This window comes from Parvibaculum sp. MBR-TMA-1.3b-4.2, from assembly GCF_053628815.1.
The window spans coordinates 378,911-402,985 of the sequence record NZ_JBRJHC010000001.1 but is presented as its reverse complement, the minus strand read 5'-3'; the positions used below and the strand labels follow the sequence as shown (position 1 = coordinate 402,985).

Genomic DNA, 24,075 nt, shown 5'->3' with positions numbered 1-24,075 from the left:
TCTTTGGGTAAAGGATTACCGCCCGACTTTGAAGGTGGCGCTGGCCCGGGCGACGAGATCGCCCGCCTCATTGCGGAGTTCCGCTTCTGCAAAGGCAATCGACCGGCCGCGATGGCGCACCCAGCCCTCACCCACCAGGCGGCCGGGATCGGCTCGACCGAGGAAGCTCGTCTTCAGCTCGAGGGTTACTTGCGGCATCTCCGGATCGTCCGCCGGATGGGTGAGCCGGACTGCATGTCCGCATAGGCCGTCCAGCATGGCGGCGAGGAAACCGCCATAGATCCGCCCGCCTCTGTTGAGGAAATTGTCGCCTGCGAAATAAGCGGCGCGGATATAGCCGCGCTGCTTGTCCAGTTCGAGAACTTCCTTGCCAAGAGTAATGGCGGCGGCGGATTCCCAGTCATTCGGATCGCGGCTCTCCGCCGTGCCCTCAATCGTCCTTTCGCTCACCGATCGCCTCTTCTGTGCACCTCCCGACCCGTCCGGATCGAGGCCGCGCAGGACCGACGATCATGACGACGCGTTCGGGAAGGGTTCCTTGTATTTCTCCCTGATCCACTTCTTCTGGCATGCGACATGCTCTTCGGAAAGAAGCTCGAAACCCTGCTGATCGCAGTATTTCGACGCCCTGAAGTCGCCAACGCGCTTGTTGACGCATGACTGCAGGTCGGGAACCCAGAGGAAGATACATACCATGGGAATATAGCGTTCCTCACATGGCAGTTCGGAGATGTATTTCTGTTCTTGCGGGCTTCGGCGATCCCACCAGGCTTTCGCCTTGGCCGCATTGCCACGCTCGCTGTCGACGCAAGCCGGCATTTCGGCCGCGGATACGGGCATAGCCTTCATGACAACCATGCCCAATCCGAAAGCCATGACCATCCACAGCAGTAGCTTCACCTCATCTCCTCCCCAGTTGATAAAGGTTATTTACTAACCTGACGCGAAAACACGGCTGGATGCAATCGTCAAATTGAGATGGAGGCGGGATTTTCGCAGGTGCATGCCGAAACCCTGGATGCACCTGCGAAGGATTTTACGATCAGGCCGAGGCGGCGGCACTCGGGCGCGCCTTCATCCGCTCGAACCATGCGGCAATGTTCTTGTTGCTCGTGTCGATGGGCTGCCCGACCTGCGTTCCGAAATCGAGGAATGCAAAGAGCAGGATATCGGCCAGCGTCATGCGGTCGCCGGCGAGGAACTGCTTGCCCTCCAGCAGCCCGTCCAGCCATTTGATCTTGTCCTGCGCGATGGCCTTGAGCCCGTCCGCGGCTTCCGGCAGGCAGCGCATGCGGTCCTTGAACATCGGAAGGCCTTCGGCATAACGGAAGCCGCCGGCCAGCGGTTCGCAAACGCCGAGGTCGACGCGGCGCGTCCACATATGCGTTTCGGCGCGCTCTTCCGGCGTGGCGCCAACAAGCGAATTGTCCGGGAACTTCTCGTCCAGATATTCGCAAATCGCCGTAATTTCGGAAATGACGGCGCCATTATCGAGCTCCAGCGCGGGGAGCTGACCGGCCGGATTGACCTTCAGATAAGGCTCCTGGCGGTTGGCACCGGCCATAATATCCACTTCCTCGAAGGGGATTTCGATGCCCTTCTCCGCCATGAACATCTTCACGACACGGGGGTTGGGGCCGATGGAATTGTAGAATTTCATGTTTCTCTCCCTGTACACGGTTCTGAATGCCGTTCCCTCATGTTTATCCGATGCCGGGACCGCGCGCCACCGGACAGGGCTTGGCCGAAGGGCATGCCTCGGGCTATAGGGCTTGAATGGCGCTGCATGAAACGACAAATGTGCAGCGCTGTCAGGGAGGATCGATGACAACGCCATCCGAAAAAGAAACGCGCGGAGACGCGCGTGCCGGCCATGCGCCGACGCATCCATTCTTTGGATGGTATGTCGTAGCCGGTGTCTGCATCGTCATGACGGTCTGCGCAGGGCTCGGCTTCTACAACCTCTCCGTCTATCTGAAGGCGTTCATATCGTCGGAAGGCTTTTCCGTCGCGGCCACGTCCGGTGCCACGGCCTGTTTTTTCGTCGCCTCGGGCATCACGGGGATCGGCGTTGCCTGGTTCATAGAGAGATACGACCCGCGCTGGATCATCACGGCAGGTGCGATCGTGAGCGCGGCGGCGATCATGCTGGCGGGCTATGTCCACAATATCTGGCAGCTATATGCGTTCTACGTCATTTTCGGCAGCGGCTATGCGGCAACCGCCCTCATCCCCGGTACGACCCTGGTAGCGCGCTGGTTTGCCCGGCGGCGTTCCATCGCGTTGTCCATCGCCTCGACGGGATTATCCTTGGGCGGAATAATCCTGACACCGGTTTCGGTGCATCTGATCGATGCGAACGGAATTGGCGGCGCAGCTCCCTGGCTTGCTGCAATCTTCATCCTCGGCGTTATCCCCGTCACATGGGCTCTTATTCGCCCTTCCCCGCAATCCATGGGGCTCGGACCCGATGGCGACGAAATCCAACGCGACGAAACCGGGGTGGAACTGCCGCCCGACGGCATCGGGTTCGACGCCGCGGTCAGAAGCCGGTTCTTCCTGCTCTTCACCGCCGGCTACATCTTCGTGATGATGGCGCAGGTCGGGGCGATCGCCCATCAGTTCCGCCTGGTTTCCATGCGCACGGGAAGCGACGACACGGCCGCCCTAGCCATTGCCGTCATGGCGGGTGCCAGCATTGTCGGCCGCCTCGCCGGTGGCTGGGCGCTGGCATGGATGTCCTCGCGCCTTTTCGTTCTTGGCCTGATCGCCACCCAGGCGGTGGCACTGTGCTTCTATGCAGCGTTGCATGGACAAACGGCGCTCATCGCAAATGCGGCGCTGTTCGGACTGACGGTCGGCAACCTGTTGATGATGGCGCCGCTTCTGATCGCGGAAGCCTTCGGGCTCAAGGCCTATGGACGGCTTTACTCGGTGAACCAGTTTTTCATGACGCTTGGCGTGGCGTCCGGCCCGGCCCTGATCGGGGTACTGGAAGAAACCACAGGCGGCTATGACGCTTCTTTCTTTCTGGTGGCGGCGGGGTCCCTTGTGGCATTCGGGCTGATTGCAGCGGCAGGACCCGTCCGCCACTTGATGGACCAACATGCGGGAGAGACGGCAGGTGACTAGGTTTGGCCTCGACGTGACATTGAACGACCCGGCTTTCATTCACGAAACGGCGCTCGTCTACGGCAAGGTGACGATTGGCGAAGGCGCCTCGCTCTGGCCCTATGTCGTCATCCGTAGCGAGATGCATGAAGTCGTGATCGGCAAACGCACCAACATTCAGGACTTCGTGATGATCCATGTCGGTAACGCCACACCGACAGTCATCGGCGACAATTGTTCCATCACCCATCACGCCACCGTGCATGGCGCGGAGATCGGCGACAACTGTCTGATCGGCATCAACGCGACCCTGATGGACGGCGCGAAAATCGGCGCGAACTCCATCGTCGCCGGACATAGCATCGTCACGGAAGGCACCGAGTTCCCGCCCAATTCGATCATTGCCGGATCGCCGGCCAAGCTGGTGAAGACGCGGGACAATCGCGTGGCGAACGCCATGAATGCGCGCTTCTACTACGAAAACGCCCTCGCCTATGCCGCGGGCGACCATCGCGTTACCGAACGCGAGAGCTTCCGCAAGGCGATGGAAGACGAACTGAAAGCGCTGTCCTGACCGGATTTGGATGGGGTAGTCACCCTATAAATTTCTTGGTTTGCCGTAACGGAAACGATAAGTAAGGCACGCGCGCCGCCTGCCCGGGTCGGCGCGTCTGTTTTCGGGAGAGGTTCATGCGTGAGGACAGCGCCGGCGCGCCGGCGCCGGGTGAGACAGGCGGGCCTGAGCCCAAGTCGCGGATATTTTACGGCTGGTATGTCGTCGGCGCGGTCTTCGTGACCCAGACGGTCGGCTGCGGCCTCCTGTTTTACAATCTCTCGATCCTGCTTAAAGCCTTTGTCGCCGAGGGACCGTTTTCCGTCGGCACGACCTCCGCCGCCACCGCCATGTTCTTTCTGTCTTCCGGCGTGACGGGCCTTGGCGTCGGCTGGCTGCTGGACCGCTACGACCCCCGTTTCGTGATGACGGGCGGATCGCTGCTCGCGGCGGCGACGCTGGCGAGCGCGGGCCATGTGAGCGAACTCTGGCAGCTCTACCTGTTTTATATCCTCTTCGGCATGGGCAACGCCGCGCTGGTGGTTATCCCCGGCATGACCATCGTGGCGCGCTGGTTTACCCGGCAGCGGTCCAAGGCCATTGCCTACGCCTCGACGGGGCTGTCGCTGGGCGGCATCGTCTTCACGCCGCTTTCCGCTTCGCTGATCGAAAATCTGGGTCTTGGCGGCGCTGCCTACTGGCTCTCCTTTCTCCTGCTGATCGGCATTCTGCCTGTCTCCTGGGTGTTCCTGCGGCCAAGCCCGGAATCCATGGGTCTGTCCCCGGATGGCGACCCGCCGCGTCTGCGCGCGGATGGAAGCGTCGAGCCGCCGGACGGCGTGGACTATGGCGATGCGATCCGCAGCCGCTTTTTCGTTCTCTGCACCACAGCATATGTCTTCTCGATGATGGCGCAGGTCGGCACGTTGGCGCATCAGTTTCGGCTCGTTTCCCTGCGCGCGCAGGACGACAGCATCGCCGCCTATGCCATTTCCATCATGGCGGCCTCCAGCATCGCGGGCCGGTTGGTCGGAGGCTCGCTCCTTCAGCGGGTTTCCTCCCGCGCCTATCTGATGGGAATCTTCTGCATCCAGGCCGTCGCGTTCTGCTCCTTCGCCTTTGCGCATTCGAATTGGCAGCTTTTCGTCGTTTCGGCCCTTTTCGGCGCGACCGTCGGAAACCTGCAGATGATGCAGCCGCTGCTCATCGCCGAGGCGTTCGGGCTGAAGGCCTATGCCCGCGTCCTGTCGCTGGCGCAGATGATCACCACCTGCGCGAACGCGGCCGGCCCCGCCCTGCTAGGGTTCCTCTATGAGACGACGACGGGCGGTTACCAGACGGCCTTTCTCGTGATTACGGTCTCGCCCATTCTCGGTTTCATCTCCCTTTGGGCCGCGGGTCCGGTTTCCGCGCCCCTCAAGGCCCACCAGACGGCGGAAAACGAGACCTTCTGACTGCCCACTGGCCTCAGGACGCGCAGCCGATTATGCTGCGCCGCAAACCACAATCAGCAAAGACGGACCGGACATGAAACTGCCCAGCAATTTCTACAAGCCCCTCGCCATCGGCGCCCCGGAGCCCTATCGCGAACTGCCGATCCGGCTGGAGCGGATGATCCATTTCTTCCCCGGCCACAATGAAAAGGTCCGCGCCCGCGTGGGCGAGATGATCCCGAAGGTCGACGTGCTGCTGGGCAATCTCGAAGACGCGATCCCGGCCGACGCCAAGGAAGCGGCGCGTCAGGGCTTCATCGAAACCGCCAAGGCGCATGATTTCGGCGAGACCGGCCTTTGGACGCGCGTGAACCCGCTGAACAGCCCCTGGTTCCTCGATGACGTGACAGAGATCGTCGGCGCGGTCGGCGACAAGCTCGACGTGCTGATGCTGCCCAAGGTCGAAGGCCCGTGGGACATCTATTTCACCGACCAGCTTCTCGCCCAGCTCGAGGCAAAGCACGGCGCGAAAAAGCCGATCCTCATCCACGCGATCCTTGAGACCGCGCAGGGCGTGAAGAATGTCGAAGAGATTGCCGCTGCAAGCCCGCGCATGCATGGCATGAGCCTCGGCCCGGCCGACCTCGCCGCCTCGCGCGGCATGAAGACGACGCGCGTTGGCGGCGGTCATCCCTATTACGGTGTGCTGGAAGACCCCAAGGAAGACGGCAGCGCCCGAGCCTATGCGCAGCAGGATCTCTGGCACTACACCGTCGCCAAGATGGTGGATGCCTGTCTTTCCAACAACATCAAGCCGTTCTACGGCCCCTTCGGCGATATTCAGGATCTCGGTGCCTGCCGCCAGCAGTTCCGCAATGCCTTCCTCATGGGCTGCGCCGGGGCCTGGTCGTTGCATCCCAACCAGATCGCCATCGCCAAGGAAGTCTTCAGCCCCGAGCCGGATGAAGTCATTTTTGCGAAGAAGATTCTCGACGCGATGCCCGACGGCACCGGCGTTGCCATGATCGACGGCAAGATGCAGGACGATGCGACCTGGAAGCAGGCCAAGGTCATTTACGATCTGGCCGAAAAGGTTGCAGCCCGCGATCCGGAACTGGCCGAGGCCTACGGCATCAAGTGATGCTGTCTATAAGGTGATTTATGCGACGAAAGGCTGGCTTCAGAGCCAGCCTTTCCATTTGAGGAAGGCATATTCTGCCATGGCGCCGAGAAGCAGCAGGCCGACGACGATGGCAAAGGAGCCGGGATACTCCGCTCCCGGAATACCGCCGACATTGATACCAAGAAGCCCGGTCACGAAACCGAGCGGCAGGAAGATCACGCTTACAATGGCCAGAACATAGAGGTTTTTGTTGAGCGCATCGGCAAGGCGACTTTCGACCTCGTCCTGCAACACACCAGCCCGATCGCGCATATTGTCGAGCTCTTCCATATGCCGCGTAGCGTCGTCCAGAATGTCCTGAAATTTCGCGCGGGCCCGCTTGTCGAGCCAGGGCGCATCGTCGCGTGACATGGTCACCAGGGCTTCGCGCTGCGGGGCTATGAACCGTTTCAGCCTGAGTACCCTTTGGCGTAACTTGGCGAGCCGTGTCCGCATTTCGCGGCCGGCATTGTCGATGATCTGCTCTTCATAACTATTGAGAAGATCGTTCAGCCCCGCGACGATGGGCTGCGTCCGGTCGACGAGCCCGTCCGCCAGTTCGGTCACGAAGCGTGCAGCATCTTTCGGCCCATGGCCCCGGGACATTCGATCGGCAAGGCTGCGCACTGCCTGGAGCGGTCTCAGATAGACACTGACCACACGCCCCTTCTCGACCCACATACGGATCGAGATCATATCCTCGGGCTTGGCGTCCGGATTGAGATTGACGCCTCTGAGATTGACGATGGCGCCGTCGCCCATGCGGGTGAAACGCGGCCGGGTTTCCGGTGCGCTCAACGCTTCCACGACAATCGGGTCGAGGCCGCTGCCTGTGGCAAGCCATTCGAGCGCGGCCTCGTCCTGCAGGTAGATATGCGCCCAGACCAACCCATCGGCGCTCGAAGCGGACACCGAGGAAATATCGACCGGACCGGCCTGCCCGCCGGCTTCCACGGCGAAGGCGAATGATTTCGAGCTTTGTTCCGTCATCATTCGCAGTTTCGCCGTGGAAGAGCGATTTGACCAGAGGCAGGATCGACCCCTGCGGAGGTCAGGAAAGAGTTGTCAGGGCTTCCGGGTTGAAGGGCAGCAGCTCGGGGTAGCGTTCCTCGTGGATTTTCCGCGCCCATTCCGGGTCCACCAGCAGCGCGCGGCCCACGGCAACGAGATCGAACTCATCCTTGTCGAGCCGCTCGAGCAGATCGTCGATACCCGTGGCTTCCGAGGATTCGCCCATGAAGGAGCCGATGAACTCGCCCGAAAGGCTGACGCTGCCCACCGTGATGGTCGGCTTGCCGGTGAGCTTCTTGGTCCAGCCCGCGAGGTTCAGGTCGGAACCGTCGAACTCCGGCTCCCAGAAGCGGCGCTGCGAGCAATGGAACATGTCGACGCCCGCATCCGACAGCGGCTTCAGGAATTCGCCCAGAAGCTCTGGCGTCTGCGCGAGTTTCGCGGAATAATCCTGTTGCTTCCACTGCGAGAAGCGCAGGATGAGCGGATAATCATCGCCCACCTGCCGGCGGACTTCCTCGATGATATCCACGGCAAAGCGCGTACGGCCGACCATGTCGCCGCCATACTCGTCTTCGCGCTCATTGGTGCCCTCCCAGAAGAACTGGTCGATGAGATAGCCATGCGCGCCATGCAGCTCGATGCCGTCGAAGCCGACCTCGCGCGCATCATAGGCGGCCTGACCGAAGGCCTTGATCGTGTCCTTGATTTCCTGCGTCGTCATCGGCTCGGCATGCTTGGAGCCCGGCTTGGTGAGGCCCGAGGGACCATGGCTCGGCAGATGCGTATTGGTCGCCTTGGAAGGATTACGGGCCATGCCGACATGCCAGATCTGCGGCATGATCTTGCCGCCTGCCCCATGCACCTCGTCGACGACGTGCTTCCAGCCTGCCAGCGCCTCATCGCCCCAGAACTGCGGGACATTCGGATCGCCGGTGGAAACGGGCGTGTTCACCGTCGTCCCCTCGGTGATGATGAGGCCGGTCTCGTTTTCCGCGCGCCGCCGGTAATAGGCCGCGACGTCCGGCCCGGGCACCGCGCCCGGGGACTTCGAACGGGTCATCGGCGCCATCACGATACGGTTTGGCAGGGTCAGGCCATTTAAGGTGAAAGGCCGGAACAGGGATTTTACAGAGCGGGACATGTAATTTTCTCCAGAGGGCAAATGCTCGAATAGGCGTCATAATGGGGACCCCGCCGCCAAGAACAAGACCTATAGCGGCAACAAGCTGTTCAACTTACGCAATCCGGAAGCTCAATGACGCATAACCCAGCTCTCGAAAAACTCGGTTTCAAGCCTGAAGATCGCGTGGCGATTCTCCATGTGGACGATGTCGGCATGTGTGGCGCGTCGCTGGCCGCCTTCGACGAGCTTTGGACGAAAAACGCTGTAACCTGCGGGTCCGTCATGGTGCCCTGCCCCTGGTTCCGCGCAACCGCGGAGTGGGCACGCGCCCATCCCGACGCCGATCTGGGCGTTCACGCGACGCTGACCAGCGAGTGGCCGGGCTACCGCTGGGGGCCTGTCTCCACGCGCGAAGCGTCAAGCGGCCTGATGGACGACGAAGGCGCGTTCCCGAGAACCTCCCCCGAAATCATGCAAAGCGCCGACCCGGAAGCGGCAAAGGCCGAACTGGCTCGGCAGGTTGAGCTGGCGCTGGATGCGGGGATTAAAGCCACGCATTTCGACACCCATATGGGCTCTGTCATGGACCGGAAGCTCTATCCGGCCTTTACGGAGGTGGCGCACCGCTTCGGGCTTGCGCCCTTTGCCCTTCGTCTTACGCCGGAACAATGGGCCCGCGCCGGGTATACGCAGGAAACGGCCGATGTACTGACCGCAGAAACCGCGCGGATCGAAAAGGCCGGAACGCCGGTGCTGGACCGGATCCATCAGCTTTCGCTTTCCGACGAGGAAGACCGGCTGAGCAAGACGAAAGCCATGATCGACGCCATCAAGCCGGGGCATATCGGCTATGTGGTGTTTCATCCCGCCCATGACACGCCTGAAATACAGTCGATTTGCCCCGATTGGCGGTCTCGCGTCATGGATTACGAGATGCTGGTTTCCGGCGCGATCCGCGAGCATGCCGAGGCCCAGGGCATTCGCCTGATCGGGACCAAGGCGCTGCAAAACGCCATGGAACAAAGCTGACGTTGAGGAAAGCCGCGGCATTTGCGCTTTCCGGCCAAGCTGATAGGTTTCGCGGCCCAAACAGGCGGCCCCGAGTAAGGAAAGTTGGGCAGGAATGGAGATCAATCGTCAGGCGAAATTCCGGATCGGACAGGTAGTGCGGCATCGCTTCTACCCGTTCCGTGGCGTGATCTTCGACGTCGATCCAACCTTCAACAATACAGAAGAATGGTGGCAGTCCATTCCCGAAGAGGTGCGGCCGCGCAAGGACCAGCCCTACTATCACCTGCTCGCCGAAAACGGTGAGACGGAATATGTAGCCTATGTGTCCGAACAGAACCTGCTTCCCGACGACACCGGCGAGCCGGTTCGGCATCCACAGGTCGCCGAGTTTTTCGGGACGCTGGAAGACGGTGTGTACAAGCTGCGTGAAGACAACTCCCACTAGGCACAAAGCGCGCCGCATGAGCCGCCGCCCCTGCTTCTGACAAGGACCTCCTATTGCGCCAGGACAACAGGCCCTATCCTATCCGTCGCCTGCGAGACGGTCTTCAGAAAGCCTGGACGAAACATTTTCTGGTTCCCGGCTTCGACGCCGTCGGCCCCGGCCTCGATGTCACCAATCCCTGGGATGTCGAACTCTGGGGAAAGGGCATTACAGCGGGCGCCAATTTTCATCTCCATGCCTCGCGTGGAAATCTTGTCCGCATCGCGACATGGCAGTCGCAAGACCGGAACGGCCGGGTGTCCATCGGGGACAATGTTCTGATTAGTCCCGGCACCCAGATCATCTCGTCCATCGACATCACGATCGGTAGCAACACGATGATGGCGTCCGGGGTCTATATCTCGGATTCCGATTGGCACGACACTTACGACCGGACTGCGGAACACGACAAATACGCACCGGTCCGCATCGGCGACAATGCCTGGCTCGGTGTCCGCGCCATTGTCGGCAAGGGCGTTACGATAGGCGACAACAGCATCATCGGTGCCGGATCCGTCGTAACCCGTGACGTTCCCCCAAACACGATCGCAGCTGGCAATCCGGCGCGCGTCGTCCGCGAACTGGACCCGGGACATCCCCGTCGGCGCCGCGCTGATCTGTTTGAGGATCCGGAAAAGCTCGCCCGCGACATCGACCAGTTGCAGCGCTATCTGCTTCGGGGCAACACCTATTGGCGCTGGCTCCGAAGCATCTTCGCGCCCACAAGAGAAGACTGACGGACTTTATTTCGGCTTGGGAAGGTCGTTCGTCGCAGCGGTGAAACCGTCAAGCTTGACGGGCACGGTGATAGGCCCCTTGCCGAGAACGACGAAACTGACTTTCAGTTCCTTGCCGGCCTTGAGCCCCCGCACATTTTCCGCGCTGAGCTTGTGTTCAGCCTGGCACCCCGTCGGCAGACAATAGGCGTAACCGGATTTAGCCATCTCCTTGCCGTCCAGTTCATATTTGACGCCGGCGGGAATGACGGATCCGAGCGGGCTCATCGAGAACATGAAGAGCTGTCCTTTTTCGCCCGGATTGTATCCGACGCCCATGTAGAGAATACGCTGCTTCTTGTCTTCGCCGATTCGAACGTCGACAAAGGCATGGCAGGTTTCGGCGGTACGCTTCCCCGCGTCGCAACGCGTGCTCCAGGATCCGAAATTCTTGATTTCCGGCTTGGGCTGCTGCTGCTTATCCTGTGCGAATGCAGGCGCTGCAAAAAGCGGCGCCGCAAGAAGGCCGGCAATGACGAGGCTGAACGACCGGCGAAACTTCATGGAAAACTCCTTTTCCGGCATGGCCGGATGGCTGGCAGATATCTGATGCGTCTGAGAAGGTTTCACCGCAAATTTCGGCCAAATCATGTCGGCATCCTGTCGGCGATGATTTATGCGCTAGCGGGCCTGCTGGCTGTCGCAGGTGGACCGGTTGGCGCTGCCGAAAGAGTACATGCCATCTCGATGCATGGAGCGCCAGCCTATCCGGATGGCTTCCCCTATTTCAACTACGTCAATCCCGAGGCGCCGAAAGGCGGCACGATCAGGTTCGGTGCCACGGGCACTTTCGACAGCCTTAATCCGTTTATCGTTAACGGCACGGCGGCAATCGGGCTGCGCGAACATGTGTTCGAGAGCCTTATGGCGCGCGGATATGACGAACCGTTCACACTTTACGGCCTCCTCGCTCGGTCGGTCGAATGGCCTCCCGACCGAAGTTCGATCACCTTCCATATAGATCCGGATGCAAAATTTTCAGACGGCACACCCGTGACCGCGGAGGATGTAGCTTTTTCGTTGAAGATCCTGCGTGACAAGGGACGGCCGAATTACAGCACCTATTATTCCAAAGTCACCCGGATCGAAACGCCCGACAGCCTGACGATACGCTTCATATTCGATGGATCGGGAGACCGCGAAATCCCCCTCATCATGGGATTGATGCCGATCCTGCCGAAGCATGTTTACGAGCAACGCGACTTCAAGAAATCGAGTCTGGAGACGCCGGTCGGCAGCGGACCCTATGTGGTCCGATCGGTCGAACCGGGCCGCCGGATTGTCTACGCCCGCAACCCGGACTATTGGGGCCGGCACCTCCCGGTCAATCGAGGTCAGAACAATATCGACCGTCTGAATTATGAATATTACCGCGATGCCAATGCGTCTTTCGAGGCTTTCAAATCCGGCCTTTATGACGTTCGGGTAGAAGACGACCCCGGACGCTGGACCACGGGCTATGATTTTCCGGCAATTCAGGAAGGCAAGGTTCGGCAGCAGGCCTTTCAGACCGGTATGCCGTCGGGCATGCGTGCGCTTGTCTTCAATATGCGCAGAAAAGTATTTTCCGACAGACGCGTCCGCGAGGCGCTGATCGAGCTTTTCAATTTTCCCTGGATCGACAGGAACCTCTATCACGGCGTTTATATCCGTACACAGAGCTACTTCGACAACTCCATCCTGAGTTCGCATGGCAGGGCCGCCTCCCAACAGGAAAGAAAGCTGTTGGCCCCCTACCCCCATGCCGTGACGCCGGAAATCATGAAACATGGCTGGCGCGCGCCGCAGGGAGATCCGAAGGGATTGAATCGCGACGGCAGGATACGTGCCGTAGAGCTCTTGCGCACTGCGGGATATGAGGTTCGGAACAGTCGGATGGTCGAGGAGAAAACAGGAAATCCGCTTGCCTTCGAACTTCTCGTGGCGACACCGGAAGACGAGCGCCTTGCATTGGTCTACCGCAATATGGTGCGGCAGGTCGGGATATCGGCCTCGGTCAGATATGTCGATTCCAGCCAGTATCAGCAAAGACGCGACGAATATGACTTCGACATGATCTTCAATGACTGGTTCGCTTCGCTTTCCCCCGGCAACGAGCAGCTTTTCTATTGGGGGTCGCAGGCCGCCGACCAGCAAGGCACGCGCAACTATATGGGGATGAAAAGCCCTGCGGCGGACGCCATGATCCATGCCATGCTGGAGGCGAAGACGGAAACCGAATTCGTCACGGCATCGCGGGCGCTGGATCGTGTGATCATGTCGCAGGCCTGCCTGATCCCGCTCTTCCACCGCGACCGGCAATGGCTCGCCTTCTGGAACAAGGTCCGTGTACCGGACACGACCTCGCTCTATGGGTTCCGACCGGGAACATGGTGGATCGATCCGGCAGAAGCCCGGTAAACACCGTCAGGAAGGATTTTCGGCGAAGATCGACTCCAGGCTCGTCATATTCATGCCGTGCTTGAAATAGTTATACGGCGTGACATTGACCGATTTGATGATCGCGCGTTCGATCCCGCTGCCGGGCGTTCCGTCTTCCATCGGCACCATGTCGAAATCGATCACATTGATGCAGGCCGGATCCTGCTCGAAAGAACGGACCGCCGTCAGGGCGCTCGCACGCGAGCATCCGGTCGCCGCCCATCCGAGGATCAGCCGGTTGATGCCTTCATGCGCGGCGATCAGCATGGTGTGCCAGCCGGATTCGGCAAGCAGTCGTTCGATCTCGTCTATGGCCCGGTCGAGCGCATCGCGGAAGACTTCGCCGCCTTCCATCATGGTGGCGCCATCTTCGGCAGCGGCTTCGAAATAATAGGTCATCTTCGCGGCAAGCTCTGCGCGGCTGCGGAACGTACCGGGTCGTCCGCCGTGAATTTCGACAAGACCGGGAATGACCTCAAGCAACGGTTTCATATCGTCGGGCTGCGGGGCCAGCGCGCGTTCGGCGGTCTGCTGCGTCCGCGGTACGCCGGAGCATGCTGCCCGGTCGAACCGGATATGGGAAAGCGCCTGCCCGGCGGCGTCGGCCTGTTCCTGTCCGAGGGGCGTCAGAGGCACGACTTTCGTGTCGCCGCCCGCGGCGGCGATTTCCTTGCCGAAATAGTCCACATGGCCGTGGCGCATCAGATAAATCCGGCGGCGGCCGGTAGTTCCCGGTAAGACGGTCATGGCTATGCCTCATAACGAATTCGCCGGCGGACTTCATTGGATCCGCCGGCGACAGTTCTAGCTCAATTGCGTGACGGTCAGATAGCTTCCGCCTTTTTCAGGGCGTCGATATCGCCACCGGAGAAGCCCCAATCGGCGAGCGCTTCCTGCGTGTGAGCGCCGACTTCCGGCACCGGCCCCTGGATCTTGGATTCGGTCCGGGAGAAACGCGGCGCGACATTGGGCTGCGCCACACCGTCGATTTCGACAATGGTCTCACGTGCCTTGTTGTGCGGATGGTCCTTGGCTTCGGTGATGGAAAGAACGGGCGCAAAGCAGATGTCCGTGCCTTCCATGATCTCGCACCACTCGTCCCGCGTCTTGGTCTTCATGACCTTGGAAATCTTCTCCTTCATTTCCGGCCATTTTGACTGGTCCATCTGCGCGTCCCAGATATCTTCGGACAGCCCGGCCTTCTCGCGCAGGATCGCGTAGAACTGCGGCTCAATGGACCCCAGCGACACCCATTTGCCATCCTTGGTTTCATAGGTGTCGTAGAAATGCGCACCGCCATCCAGCATGTTGGTGCCGTGCGGCTCCTTCCACATGCCCGACGCGGTAAAGCCGTAGAACATTGCCATCAGCGAGCTGGCGCCATCCGTCATCGCGGCATCGACGACCTGTCCCTTGCCGGAGCGCTGCGCCTCATGAAGTGCCGCCAGCACGCCCATGGCGAGATAGAGTGCGCCGCCGCCGAAATCGCCGACCAGGTTGAGCGGCGGTACCGGCTTCTCGCCCGGCCGCCCGATCGCATGCAGCGCGCCGGTGAGCGAGATGTAGTTGATGTCGTGGCCCGCCGCCTTGGCAAGCGGCCCGGTCTGACCCCAGCCGGTCATGCGGCCATAGACGAGCTTCGGGTTGCGCTTCAGGCAGACATCCGGCCCGAGGCCGAGACGCTCCATCACGCCCGGACGGAAGCCCTCCTGCAGAATATCCGCGCTCTCGATGAGCTTGAGGCAGGCTTCCACCGCCTTGGGCTTCTTCAGGTCCAGCGCGACGGAACGGCGCCCGCGGCTGGCGATATCGAATTTAGAACCGCCCCGCCCGCCCTTGCGGTCGATGCGGATGACATCGGCGCCCATATCGTTCAGCAGCATGGCGCAGAACGGTCCCGGCCCGATGCCTGCGAACTCGATGATCTTGACGCCGGAAAGAGGCCCGCTTCCCATATTGCTCACTCCCTTGAAAAAAATCGTTGTCTTCGTCTTTTGACGCCTCTTTTAGCCCGTGCTCGAAGGAGCGTAAACGGCGGCGGTTTCCGGTCCGATATGACGCAGCGTCGGCTTGAGGCGGTGGCGGAGCGGCCATTGCCTGCGGGGCCGTTCTGCATGTAGATAACGAACATGACCATGCCCTCTCCGTCCATCTCGCGCGGTTTCTCAGGCGAGCTGCCGCCCACCCGCTTCAATATGGCCCGCTACTGTCTTGAACGGCAGGCTGCCGCCACGCCGGACAAGACGGCCTTGATCGTCGTTTCCGATATCGGCAGGCCCATAAGCGAGGCGGAATGCTGGACCTATGGCGCGCTGGACGATGCCGTGCGCCGGATCGCAGCCGGTCTCCTGGCCGAAGGGTTCGAGGCAGGCGAGCGCATCATGATCCGTATGCCGAATACCAGTGAATATGCGCTGCTCTTTTTCGGGGCGCTGGCCGCCGGTCTGGTGCCGTTGCCTTCATCGTCCCAGCTGACCGCGCATGAGGCCGAGTTTCTGCTTTCCGACTCCGGTGCCAAAGCCGTGGCCGTCGCCAATGACATGGTCGTCGAGGCGGGCCAGGCGCGGATTTTCGACGAAACGGCGATCCATGCGCTGAGAGAGCACGCCCCCCTGCCCGACTATGTCGATATGGCGGCGAACGATCCGGCCCTCCTCGTCTACACCTCCGGCACCAGCGGTCGCCCCAAGGGGGTGTTGCATGCGCATCGCAGTGCCTGGGGCCGCCGCCCGATGTATCGCGGCTGGTATGGCATCGAGGCCGATGACGTGATGCTCCATGCTGGTGCCTTCAACTGGACCTATACGCTGGGAGTGGGTCTGACCGACCCCTGGGCCAATGGCGCAACCACGGTGCTTTACAACGGCCCGCGGGACGTTCAGGTCTGGCCGCGGCTGATGGAAGCCGCCGGCGCGACCCTGTTTGCCGCCGTGCCGACGCTCTATCGCCAGATCCTGAAATATTGCGATCTCGCCGACCACGACATTTCCACGCTACGCCACGGCCTCACGGCCGGAGAGGCGCTCTCGCCGGCGCTGCTTGCCCACTGGCAGGAGGTCACGGGCAAGAATCTCTACGAGGCGCTGGGGATGAGCGAGTGTTCGACCTATGTCTCGACAGGGCCCGGCATGGACATCCGACCGGGTTCGCCCGGAAAGCCGCAGCCCGGCCGGTGCGTCGCGGCGCTGCCCGTCGACGGCGGCAGCGAGCCTTTGCCGCCAGGAGAGACCGGCCTTCTTGCCGTTCACCGAAGCGATCCGGGGTTGATGCTCGGCTATTGGCGACGGCCGGAAGACGAGGAAGTCGTCTATCGTGGAGAATGGTTCATCGGCGGCGATCTCGCCGCCTTCGATGAAGACGGTTACCTCTGGTATCACGGCCGGGCCGACGACGTGATGAACGCCATGGGCTATCGCGTGTCGCCGCAGGAGGTGGAGGCGGCGCTGGCGGAACATCCCGATATTGCGGAAGTGGCGGTGACGGAACTCTCTGTCCGCGACGACGTGAAGGTCATCGCGGCCTATATCGTGCCGCGCGAAGGGATCACGCCGGACAAGGCTTCTATCGAAGCTCATGCGAAGGAAAATCTCGCCGCCTACAAATGCCCGCGCGAGATAGTGTTCGTGGAAAAGCTGCCCCGCACGGCAAACGGCAAGGTCATGCGTCGCGCGCTTCATCAGCCCGACTAGGGCATCCGGTTGAATGAGCTATTCGAGCGACAGCAGCCGCAATATCGTGTGGCCGAGTTGAGCCAGCGCATCGTAAGGCCCTATATCCACGCCCCAGGCACAGATCAGAAACCCGGAAAGCAAACCAAAAACATAATGCAGCATAGCTTCCTCCAGGCCCTGTGATCGAGGCTAGGCCCAATGATCGCGGCCAGGCCCAGTGATTGAGGCCGGGCAAAAATGTCCGAACGTCAGTCCCCGGCCACAGCATCGAACGTGCTGGTTATCGCCTCGGAAGGTTGCCGTTCCAGTAAGCTTATCGCGACTATGGCGCCCGCCGCGAAAATAAAGCCGGGAAGAATTTCGTAGATCTCGAAAATGCCGCCGGAGAGGTGTTTCCAGACAAGCACCGTTACGGCACCGACGATCATGCCGCCAAGCGCGCCGTTGCGCGTCATGCGTTTCCAGAACAGCGACAGCAGGATCACCGGCCCGAAAGCCGCGCCGAAGCCCGCCCATGCATAGGCCACGAGCGAGAGAACGCTGCTTTCCCTGTCCGATGCAAGAATGACGGCGATGACGGATATGAGGAGGACGGACAATCGCCCGATGCGGACGAGTTCCGCAGGCCCCGCCTCTTTCCTGTAAAGGCGCTTGTAGAAATCTTCCGCCAGCACGCTGGCCGAAACGAGCAGCTGCGACGAGACGGTGGACATGATCGCGGCCAGAACGGCGGCGAGCAGGAAGCCTGTAATCCAGGGATTGAACAAGGCCTTCGCAAAGCTCAGGAACACGCTTTCGGGATTGTCGAGCGGCGCATCCGCAAAATAGGCGATGCCCGTAAAGCCCGTCGCGATGGCGCCATAGAGCCCCAACACCATCCATGTCATACCGACGGCCTGCGCCACGGGCATTTCGTCGGCATCGCGGATCGCCATGAACCGCGCAAGAATATGCGGCTGACCGAAATAGCCGAGGCCCCATGCCATCAAGGAGATGGCGCCGATCATACTCGTGTCATGGAATACATTGAGGAAGGCGGGAGACTGAACGGTTGCAACGGCGGTGAGGGTCGCCTCCCACCCGCCCAGCGAGGAAATGGCGACGGCGGGCACGATCAGCAGAGCGAAAAACATCATCACGCCCTGAATGCTGTCCGTCCAGCACACGCCTATGAAGCCACCGATAAACGTGTAGGACACGATGGCGACGGAGCCGATCAGCAGCGCCGGAAAATATCCCAGCCCGAACGTCTCCTGAAACAGGATCGCACCGCTCACAAGACCGGCGGAGGTGTAGATCGTGAAGAAGGTCAGGATTACCACCGCCGATGCGACCCTGAGCACCCGGCTTTCATCGCCGAAGCGGTTTTCGAAATAGTCGGGAATGGTGAGCGCGTCGCCGGCCTGTTCCGTATATCGCCTCAGGCGCCGTGCGACGAACCGCCAATTGGCCAGGGCACCGAAAGCGAGCCCGAGGGCAATCCAGACCTGATTGAGCCCAGAGGCATATAGCGCGCCGGGCAGGCCCAGCATCAGCCAGCCGCTCATATCCGACGCACCTGCCGACAACGCGGTCACCGCGGCCCCGAGGCTTCGTCCGCCGAGAATGTAGTCGGAGAGGTTCTTGGTCAGCCGGTAAGCGGCCATGCCGACACCCAGCATCGCGAGGAGGTAGAGCACCAATGCGATGATGGCGGGCGTTCCGACAGCGCTGTCCGTCATTGCTTGTCCCCGCCCCTGTCGGAGCGCCGCCTGTCATGCAGATGCGCAAGCGACAGCGCAACCGCTGCGAGCGGCAGCAGCAACACGATCCAGCTCGAAAGCGCTATTTCCCCAATCATGGAGCAACAGTGAGGGAGAGTCGCAGGCTATGTCCAGCCTGCGCTTTCAATACCCTTCCGCCGAAAGCGGCAGGGGAATTTGGGCACTCGACTCATTTTGCTGATCGAGAAATTGGTCGCATGCGGTCACGAACTTACGCCCGAAACCGAGAAATGCTTGTCCGGCATCCAGTTCGTACGTCCAGGTGCAGGCCATAAAGCCCAGCACAAACCCAAAAATCAGCTTTTCCATAACGAACAGCCGTTCCAATCGGTGAATCGCCACCAATTTAGGCAGTCTACTGCGTTAACTTAAATCAAGTCTTAACGACCTTTTTCCGGACTACTCCGTAATTACACCTATTTAGAGGGATTGGCCGTCATCAACGGTAAACAGCGCCCCTGTAATGAAGCGCGAATGATCCGAAGCCAGCAGCAAAAGCGTGCCGTCCAGGTCCTCTTCTAGCCCAAGGCGCTTGCGGGGCCAGCGCCGGATCTGCTTTTGACCGCCCTCGGAGGCGAACCAGTCGGCGTTCAGCTCCGTCTCGATGAAGCCGGGGCACATGGCGTTCACATTAATGTTGTGGCGCGCCCATTCCTTGCCGAGCGACTTTGTCATCATCCCGACCGCGGCTTTTGTCATGCAGTAGATGGTGAGGCCCGGCAGCACCGTATGGGCGCCGATCGAGGCGATATTGATAATGCGCCCGCCCTGTCCGCGCGCAATCATGCTGCGGCCCGCAGCCTGCGCCATGAAGAAGGCGCCGCGCACATTGGTGTCGAACATGGTGTCGAAACCATCCGGTGTCACATCGGCCGGCAGCGCTTCCACATTCATCCCCGCATTGTTCACGAGGATGTCGATGGAACCGAGTTCGGTTTCCGTTTTTTCAATGCAGGCTGCGATGCTGTCGGTATCGGTGACGTCGAGCGCAATCGAGGCCGCCTTGCCCCCCATCGCCTCGATTTCCTTCTGCAGCTCGGCAAGACGCTCCACGCGCCGCCCCGTAATGGCGACCTTGGCCCCCGCCTTGGCGAGAATCAGGGCGAAGCGCTTTCCCAACCCGCTGGTCGCTCCGGTGACGAGCGCCACCTTGCCGGTCAGATCGTAGGAAGGCAGTGAGAGTTCCCCTGCGTCAGCCATGCAACACTCCCTATCATGCTGATTTAACGTCGTTTTCCAGTTTGGCGGAGCATAGGGCCGCCGTCATGGGCGTCAAGCCGGGGCGCCGACCCTTGCGAAGCCGCGCCCGCGCCTTTCTAATTCCTTCAACGTCATTTGGAACCTTCGGGAGACGAGCCATGCAACTTGATGTCGTATCGGATGTGGTCTGCCCATGGTGCTATATCGGAAAGAAGCGGCTGGACACTGCGCTGGAGATGCGCGGACAGGACGGCATCACGCTGCTTCACCGCCCTTTCCAGCTCGATGCGTCCATTCCTGCCGAAGGCGTCGACCGCAAGGCCTATATGGAAAAGAAATTCGGGCCCGACCGAGCCCGAAATCTCGGCAACACCATTCGTGAGGCCGGCGAAGCAGCGGGCATCACTTTCAATTTCGACAGGATCGAACGCTCGCCGAATACGCTGGACTGTCATCGTCTGATCCGCTGGGCCGGAACGGCCGGCGTGCAGGGCCGGATGGTCGACACCCTTTTCCGCCGCTATTTCGTCGATGGCGAGGATGTCGGACGGCATGACGTGCTGGTGGACGCCGCCGACGAGGTGGGTATGGACACCGCGATCGTCGGCGATCTTCTCTCACGCGATGCGGATAAGGAGCTTGTCCGCCGCGAGGATGCGCTGGCGCGCGAAATGGGCATTCAGGGAGTGCCCACCTTCGTCATCAACTCTCAGTGGATCATGGTCGGCGCACAGGAGCCTGAAACGCTGATACGCATGTTCGACAAGCTGATCGCCAAAGAGAAGGCGGAAGCGGAAGAAAAGGCGGACGCCTGACGCCTCAAGCGGCCGCCACGCCCTCTCCTGCCATCTCGGCCAGGCTCTTCATGAGCCGGAACGTGCCCTGAAGGCGCTCTTCCGGTGTTTCCCAGTCGCGCTTGAAAACGAGCTTGTGGTCGGGCCGGAGTTTTGCCTTGCCGCGTTCGTCGTTGATCAGTTCCACCAGCGCACCCGGATTGGGGAACGTGTTTTCGCGGAAGGTCAGCACGACGCCCTTCGGTCCAGCGTCGATCTTTTCCGCGTTCGCACTGCGGCAGAACCCCTTGATCTCAATGATCTTGAGCAGGAATTCCACTTCCTTGGGCAACGGGCCGAAACGGTCGATGAGTTCCGCTCCCAGGCTGTCCACCTCCGCGCGGCTTTCGACATCGGAAAGGCGTCGGTAGAGCGCCATGCGCGCATTGAGGTCGGGTACATAGTGTTCCGGAATAAGCACGGGCGTGCCGAGATTGATCTGCGGAGACCACTGACCTTCCTCGTCGTCTTCTGTTCCGCCACCACGCATGGAGGCCACCGCCTCTTCCAGCATTTCCTGATAGAGCTCGTAGCCGACTTCCTTGATGTGCCCGGACTGTTCGTCGCCGAGCAGATTGCCGGCACCGCGAATGTCGAGATCGTGACTTGCAAGGGTGAAGCCCGCCCCGAGGGAATCGAGCGATTGCAGCACACGCAGGCGTTTCTCCGCCGTTGCCGTCAGGGTCCGGTTGGGCGGCACGGTGATATAGGCATAGGCACGGGCCTTGGACCTGCCGACGCGGCCACGCAGCTGGTAAAGCTGCGCCAGGCCGAACATATCCCCGCGATGAACCACCAGCGTATTGGCAGTCGGAATATCGAGACCGGATTCCACAATCGTCGTGGCCAGCAGAATGTCGTATTTGCCGTCGTAGAAGGCCGACATGCGATCTTCGATTTCACCGGGTGCCATCTGGCCATGCGCGGAGATGAATTTCACCTCCGGTACATACTCCCGAAGAAATTCCTCCGCTTCCGCCAGGTCGGAAATGCGAGGCACAACATAGAAGCTTTGGCCGCCGCGATAATGTTCGCGTAGCAGCGCCTCGCGGATCACCACCGGATCGAACGGCGTCACATAGGTCCGCACGGCCAACCGGTCCACGGGCGGGGTAGCGATCAGCGAAAGTTCGCGCACGCCGGAAAGCGCAAGCTGGAGCGTTCGCGGAATGGGCGTCGCCGTCAGCGTCAGAACATGCACTTCCGCGCGCAGCTTCTTCAGGCGTTCCTTGTGACCGACGCCGAAATGCTGTTCCTCGTCTACGATCACCAGTCCCAGATTGCGGAACTTGACCTGCTTGCCCAGAAGCGCATGCGTGCCGACAACGATATCGATATCGCCATTGGCCAGCCCTTCTTTCGTTTCGGAAAGCTCCTTCTGGGAAACAAGACGCGACATCTGCCGGACATTCAGCGGCAGGCCTTGGAAACGCTCCATGAATGTCTTGAAGTGCTGACGCGCGAGCAATGTCGTCGGCACCACGACGGCAACCTGATAGCCTGCCATGGCCGCGACAAAAGCGGTGCGCAGCGCGACTTCCGTTTTCCCGAAGCCGACATCGCCGCAAATGAGCCGGTCCATCGGACGACCCCTTGCGAGATCCTCCAGAACGGCCTCGATGGCCTGTTCCTGATCGTCCGTCTCGGTAAAGGGAAAGCGTGCGCAGAATTCATCATAGGCGCCGGGGGCCGGTTCCATCACCGCGGCCTTCTTGAGTTCGCGCGCCGCGGCGATCTTGATGAGCTCGCCGGCCATTTCGCGAATGCGCTCGCGCAATTTCGCCTTGCGCGACTGCCAGCCCGTCCCGCCCAGCCGGTCGAGCTGGGTGGTGGTGTCGTCGCTGCCATAACGTGACAAGAGCTCAATGTTTTCGACCGGAAGATAGAGCTTGTCGCCGCCATGATAGACGAGCAGCAGGCAATCATGCGGCGCGCCCATCACTTCCACGGTCTGCAGGCGCTCGAAGCGGCCGATGCCGTGATCGACATGCACGACAAGATCGCCGGGTGCGAGGCTGGACGCCTCCGTCAGGAAGTTTTCGGCCCGCCGTTTCTTGCGATGGCGCACCAGCCGGTCGCCCAGCACGTCCTGCTCGGAAATGACGGCAAGGTCGTCGGTCTCGAAACCCGCTTCCAGACCGAGAACAATTAGCGAAACCGTCGTCTTGTTAACACTGTGAACATCGGCCCAGCTATCGGCGGGGAGAACATTCCGGATACCGTGATCGCCGAGAACATTCTCCAGCCTGTCGCGCGAGCCTTCGCTCCAGCTGGCGATGGCGATCCGCTTGCCGGATTTCCGCAACCCCTGAATATGCCCGCCCAGTACCTCGAAAATATTCACGCCGTCCTGCGCGCGCTCCGGGGCGAAACTGCGTCCTTGCCGGGCGCCGAGATTGAGCGCGGCTATGCCTTCATGTTCGGGGACGCTGAAGGGTGAAAAGACGCGAGTGCGTCGCGCTTCGAGAATGCCGTTCCACTCATCCCCGGTCAGATAAAGCGCTTCCGGCGCCAACGGCTTGTAACTGGGGACATCGATGGTCTTCACCTGACGGGCGGAGATGCGCGCATCGTAGTAATCCTGGATAAGCTCCAGTCGGGACGTCCGGGCCTCATCCGTCAGGGCATCGAGCGTCACCAGCGCGTCGGGGATAAAATCGAAAAGCGTCTCGAGCTTTTCATGGAACAGCGGCAGCCAGTGCTCCATCCCCTGATATTTGCGCCCTTCGCTGACGGCCTCGTAAAGGGGGTCCCCATCGGTCGCCGACCCGAATGTTTTCACATAGGCAGCACGGAAACGGCGGATCACTTCTTTCTCAAGCTGAACCTCGCCCGCGGGCACCAATTCTATAGCTGTATCTTGCCCGGTTGTGCGCTGGCTCTCGGGGTCGAAGGTCCGGATCGCATCCAGCGTGTCGCCGAACATATCCAGCCGGACCGGCGCCTCGAAGCCCGGTGGAAAGACATCGAGAATGCCGCCGCGAACTGCGAATTCCCCGCTCTCGCGGACCGTGCCGGTGCGGATATAGCCATTGTCGGCGAGGTATACCGCCAGCGCATCCATATCGATGCGGTTGCCGACATGCGCCGCCCAGGCCGTTCCCTGCACATTGTCGCGCGCTGGCACGCGCTGAAGCGCGGCATTGACGGTCGCCAGCACCACCACCGGGCGCCCGTCCGCCTTGCCGGAGGCGAGACGCGACAGCGTTGCCATCCGACGGCTCACAATGTCGGGATGGGGCGAAACGCGGTCATAGGGAAGACAGTCCCAAGCTGGAAACTGCTCGACATCGATATCCGGCGCGAAATAGGACAGCGCCTCTGCCATGGCCGACAGGCGTGCATCGTCCCGGGCGATGTGCAGGAGCGGTCCCTCGCCTCCGGCTGCGCGGGCACGCGCCAGATCGACCAGCACCAGCGCGTCGAAGCCCTCCGGGACCTCGCCAAGCGTCAGACGGCCCGGGGCGGTTCGAATTTTGTCCAGTTCCTGCAAAATCGGCTCTCGGATAGCGGATGTGGC

The 24,075-nt window shown here is 61.0% G+C and carries 24 protein-coding genes; 10 read left to right on the top strand and 14 right to left on the bottom strand.

The window, feature by feature from the left end; all coding sequences use genetic code 11:
* Window positions 1-15 precede the first annotated feature (15 nt).
* From ACSSVQ_RS02220 to ACSSVQ_RS02210, 3 genes are all read right to left on the bottom strand, one after another.
* Window positions 16-450 (bottom strand): PaaI family thioesterase, encoded by a 435-nt coding sequence (locus tag ACSSVQ_RS02220; protein WP_454180658.1) that lies wholly within the window; start codon window positions 448-450, stop codon window positions 16-18.
* Window positions 451-510: 60 nt separating this feature from the next.
* Window positions 511-900, bottom strand: coding sequence for a hypothetical protein (locus tag ACSSVQ_RS02215; RefSeq protein ID WP_454180657.1), 390 nt, complete (start codon window positions 898-900; stop codon window positions 511-513).
* A gap of 142 nt (window positions 901-1,042) precedes the next feature.
* A complete protein-coding gene (locus tag ACSSVQ_RS02210; RefSeq protein ID WP_454180656.1) occupies window positions 1,043-1,660 on the bottom strand; it encodes a glutathione S-transferase family protein in 618 nt (205 codons plus the stop codon).
* Between the two features lie 164 nt (window positions 1,661-1,824).
* Between ACSSVQ_RS02210 and ACSSVQ_RS02205 the strand changes: the two genes are divergently transcribed.
* From ACSSVQ_RS02205 to ACSSVQ_RS02190, 4 genes are all read left to right on the top strand, one after another.
* Window positions 1,825-3,132 (top strand): MFS transporter, encoded by a 1,308-nt coding sequence (locus tag ACSSVQ_RS02205; RefSeq protein WP_454180655.1) that lies wholly within the window; start codon window positions 1,825-1,827, stop codon window positions 3,130-3,132.
* Entirely contained in the window at window positions 3,125-3,685 is a 561-nt protein-coding gene (locus tag ACSSVQ_RS02200; protein WP_454180654.1) for a gamma carbonic anhydrase family protein, read from the top strand. Before ACSSVQ_RS02205 ends, ACSSVQ_RS02200 begins: the two co-directional genes overlap by 8 nt.
* A 116-nt stretch (window positions 3,686-3,801) precedes the next feature.
* Window positions 3,802-5,118, top strand: coding sequence for an MFS transporter (locus ACSSVQ_RS02195; RefSeq protein ID WP_454180653.1), 1,317 nt, complete (start codon window positions 3,802-3,804; stop codon window positions 5,116-5,118).
* A 73-nt stretch (window positions 5,119-5,191) separates the two neighbouring features.
* Complete coding sequence (locus tag ACSSVQ_RS02190) at window positions 5,192-6,238, top strand: HpcH/HpaI aldolase/citrate lyase family protein (protein ID WP_454180652.1); 1,047 nt, start codon at window positions 5,192-5,194, stop codon at window positions 6,236-6,238.
* A gap of 39 nt (window positions 6,239-6,277) precedes the next feature.
* Here the strand turns inward: ACSSVQ_RS02190 and ACSSVQ_RS02185 are convergent, their stop codons facing one another.
* Both ACSSVQ_RS02185 and ACSSVQ_RS02180 read right to left on the bottom strand, forming a co-directional pair.
* Window positions 6,278-7,252 (bottom strand): zinc transporter ZntB, encoded by a 975-nt coding sequence (locus ACSSVQ_RS02185; protein ID WP_454180651.1) that lies wholly within the window; start codon window positions 7,250-7,252, stop codon window positions 6,278-6,280.
* A gap of 58 nt (window positions 7,253-7,310) precedes the next feature.
* Entirely contained in the window at window positions 7,311-8,414 is a 1,104-nt protein-coding gene (locus ACSSVQ_RS02180) for an NADH:flavin oxidoreductase (RefSeq protein WP_454180650.1), read from the bottom strand.
* A 114-nt stretch (window positions 8,415-8,528) separates the two neighbouring features.
* On the opposite strand from ACSSVQ_RS02180, the gene ACSSVQ_RS02175 reads away from it, so the two are divergent.
* The 3 genes from ACSSVQ_RS02175 (at window position 8,529) to ACSSVQ_RS02165 (ending at window position 10,628) form a co-directional block, all read left to right on the top strand.
* On the top strand, window positions 8,529-9,425 hold the full coding sequence (locus ACSSVQ_RS02175; protein ID WP_339613703.1) for a polysaccharide deacetylase family protein: 897 nt from the start codon (window positions 8,529-8,531) through the stop codon (window positions 9,423-9,425).
* A gap of 94 nt (window positions 9,426-9,519) precedes the next feature.
* Window positions 9,520-9,852: a heat shock protein HspQ gene (gene hspQ, locus ACSSVQ_RS02170; protein WP_339613705.1), complete on the top strand. Its 333-nt coding sequence runs from the start codon at window positions 9,520-9,522 to the stop codon at window positions 9,850-9,852.
* Window positions 9,853-9,905: 53 nt separating this feature from the next.
* Entirely contained in the window at window positions 9,906-10,628 is a 723-nt protein-coding gene (locus ACSSVQ_RS02165; protein WP_454180649.1) for an acyltransferase, read from the top strand.
* Between the two features lie 6 nt (window positions 10,629-10,634).
* Here ACSSVQ_RS02165 and ACSSVQ_RS02160 read toward each other — a convergent pair whose 3' ends face one another.
* Window positions 10,635-11,258: an invasion associated locus B family protein gene (locus tag ACSSVQ_RS02160; RefSeq protein ID WP_454180648.1), complete on the bottom strand. Its 624-nt coding sequence runs from the start codon at window positions 11,256-11,258 to the stop codon at window positions 10,635-10,637.
* Window positions 11,259-11,354: 96 nt separating this feature from the next.
* Between ACSSVQ_RS02160 and ACSSVQ_RS02155 the strand changes: the two genes are divergently transcribed.
* Entirely contained in the window at window positions 11,355-13,067 is a 1,713-nt protein-coding gene (locus ACSSVQ_RS02155; RefSeq protein WP_454180647.1) for an extracellular solute-binding protein, read from the top strand.
* 6 nt (window positions 13,068-13,073) lie between these two features.
* On the opposite strand, the gene ACSSVQ_RS02150 is transcribed toward ACSSVQ_RS02155, so the two are convergent.
* Entirely contained in the window at window positions 13,074-13,835 is a 762-nt protein-coding gene (locus tag ACSSVQ_RS02150) for a histidine phosphatase family protein (RefSeq protein WP_454180646.1), read from the bottom strand.
* 77 nt (window positions 13,836-13,912) lie between these two features.
* Window positions 13,913-15,043 (bottom strand): CaiB/BaiF CoA transferase family protein, encoded by a 1,131-nt coding sequence (locus tag ACSSVQ_RS02145; RefSeq protein WP_454180645.1) that lies wholly within the window; start codon window positions 15,041-15,043, stop codon window positions 13,913-13,915.
* A 180-nt stretch (window positions 15,044-15,223) separates the two neighbouring features.
* Here ACSSVQ_RS02145 and ACSSVQ_RS02140 point away from each other — a divergent pair, with 180 nt between their 5' ends.
* The gene (locus ACSSVQ_RS02140) at window positions 15,224-16,777 is read left to right on the top strand and encodes an acyl-CoA synthetase (RefSeq protein ID WP_454184633.1); all 1,554 of its coding nucleotides are present in this window, start codon (window positions 15,224-15,226) and stop codon (window positions 16,775-16,777) included.
* Between the two features lie 18 nt (window positions 16,778-16,795).
* On the opposite strand, the gene ACSSVQ_RS02135 is transcribed toward ACSSVQ_RS02140, so the two are convergent.
* The 5 genes from ACSSVQ_RS02135 to ACSSVQ_RS02115 all read right to left on the bottom strand — a co-directional run bounded on the left by ACSSVQ_RS02135 (window position 16,796) and on the right by ACSSVQ_RS02115 (window position 19,722).
* Window positions 16,796-16,921: a hypothetical protein gene (locus tag ACSSVQ_RS02135; protein ID WP_339613716.1), complete on the bottom strand. Its 126-nt coding sequence runs from the start codon at window positions 16,919-16,921 to the stop codon at window positions 16,796-16,798.
* Between the two features lie 86 nt (window positions 16,922-17,007).
* Complete coding sequence (gene putP, locus ACSSVQ_RS02130) at window positions 17,008-18,480, bottom strand: sodium/proline symporter PutP (RefSeq protein ID WP_454180644.1); 1,473 nt, start codon at window positions 18,478-18,480, stop codon at window positions 17,008-17,010.
* Window positions 18,477-18,599 (bottom strand): hypothetical protein, encoded by a 123-nt coding sequence (locus tag ACSSVQ_RS02125; protein WP_454180643.1) that lies wholly within the window; start codon window positions 18,597-18,599, stop codon window positions 18,477-18,479. The genes putP and ACSSVQ_RS02125 overlap by 4 nt, the downstream gene beginning before the upstream one ends.
* A gap of 46 nt (window positions 18,600-18,645) precedes the next feature.
* Complete coding sequence (locus tag ACSSVQ_RS02120; RefSeq protein ID WP_293327712.1) at window positions 18,646-18,831, bottom strand: hypothetical protein; 186 nt, start codon at window positions 18,829-18,831, stop codon at window positions 18,646-18,648.
* A gap of 111 nt (window positions 18,832-18,942) precedes the next feature.
* Window positions 18,943-19,722, bottom strand: coding sequence for a glucose 1-dehydrogenase (locus ACSSVQ_RS02115; protein WP_293327710.1), 780 nt, complete (start codon window positions 19,720-19,722; stop codon window positions 18,943-18,945).
* A 158-nt stretch (window positions 19,723-19,880) separates the two neighbouring features.
* On the opposite strand from ACSSVQ_RS02115, the gene ACSSVQ_RS02110 reads away from it, so the two are divergent.
* Complete coding sequence (locus ACSSVQ_RS02110; RefSeq protein ID WP_454180642.1) at window positions 19,881-20,537, top strand: DsbA family oxidoreductase; 657 nt, start codon at window positions 19,881-19,883, stop codon at window positions 20,535-20,537.
* Window positions 20,538-20,541: 4 nt separating this feature from the next.
* Here ACSSVQ_RS02110 and mfd read toward each other — a convergent pair whose 3' ends face one another.
* Window positions 20,542-24,063, bottom strand: a complete 3,522-nt coding sequence (mfd, locus tag ACSSVQ_RS02105) for a transcription-repair coupling factor (protein WP_454184632.1) — start codon at window positions 24,061-24,063, stop codon at window positions 20,542-20,544.
* Window positions 24,064-24,075 lie beyond the last annotated feature (12 nt).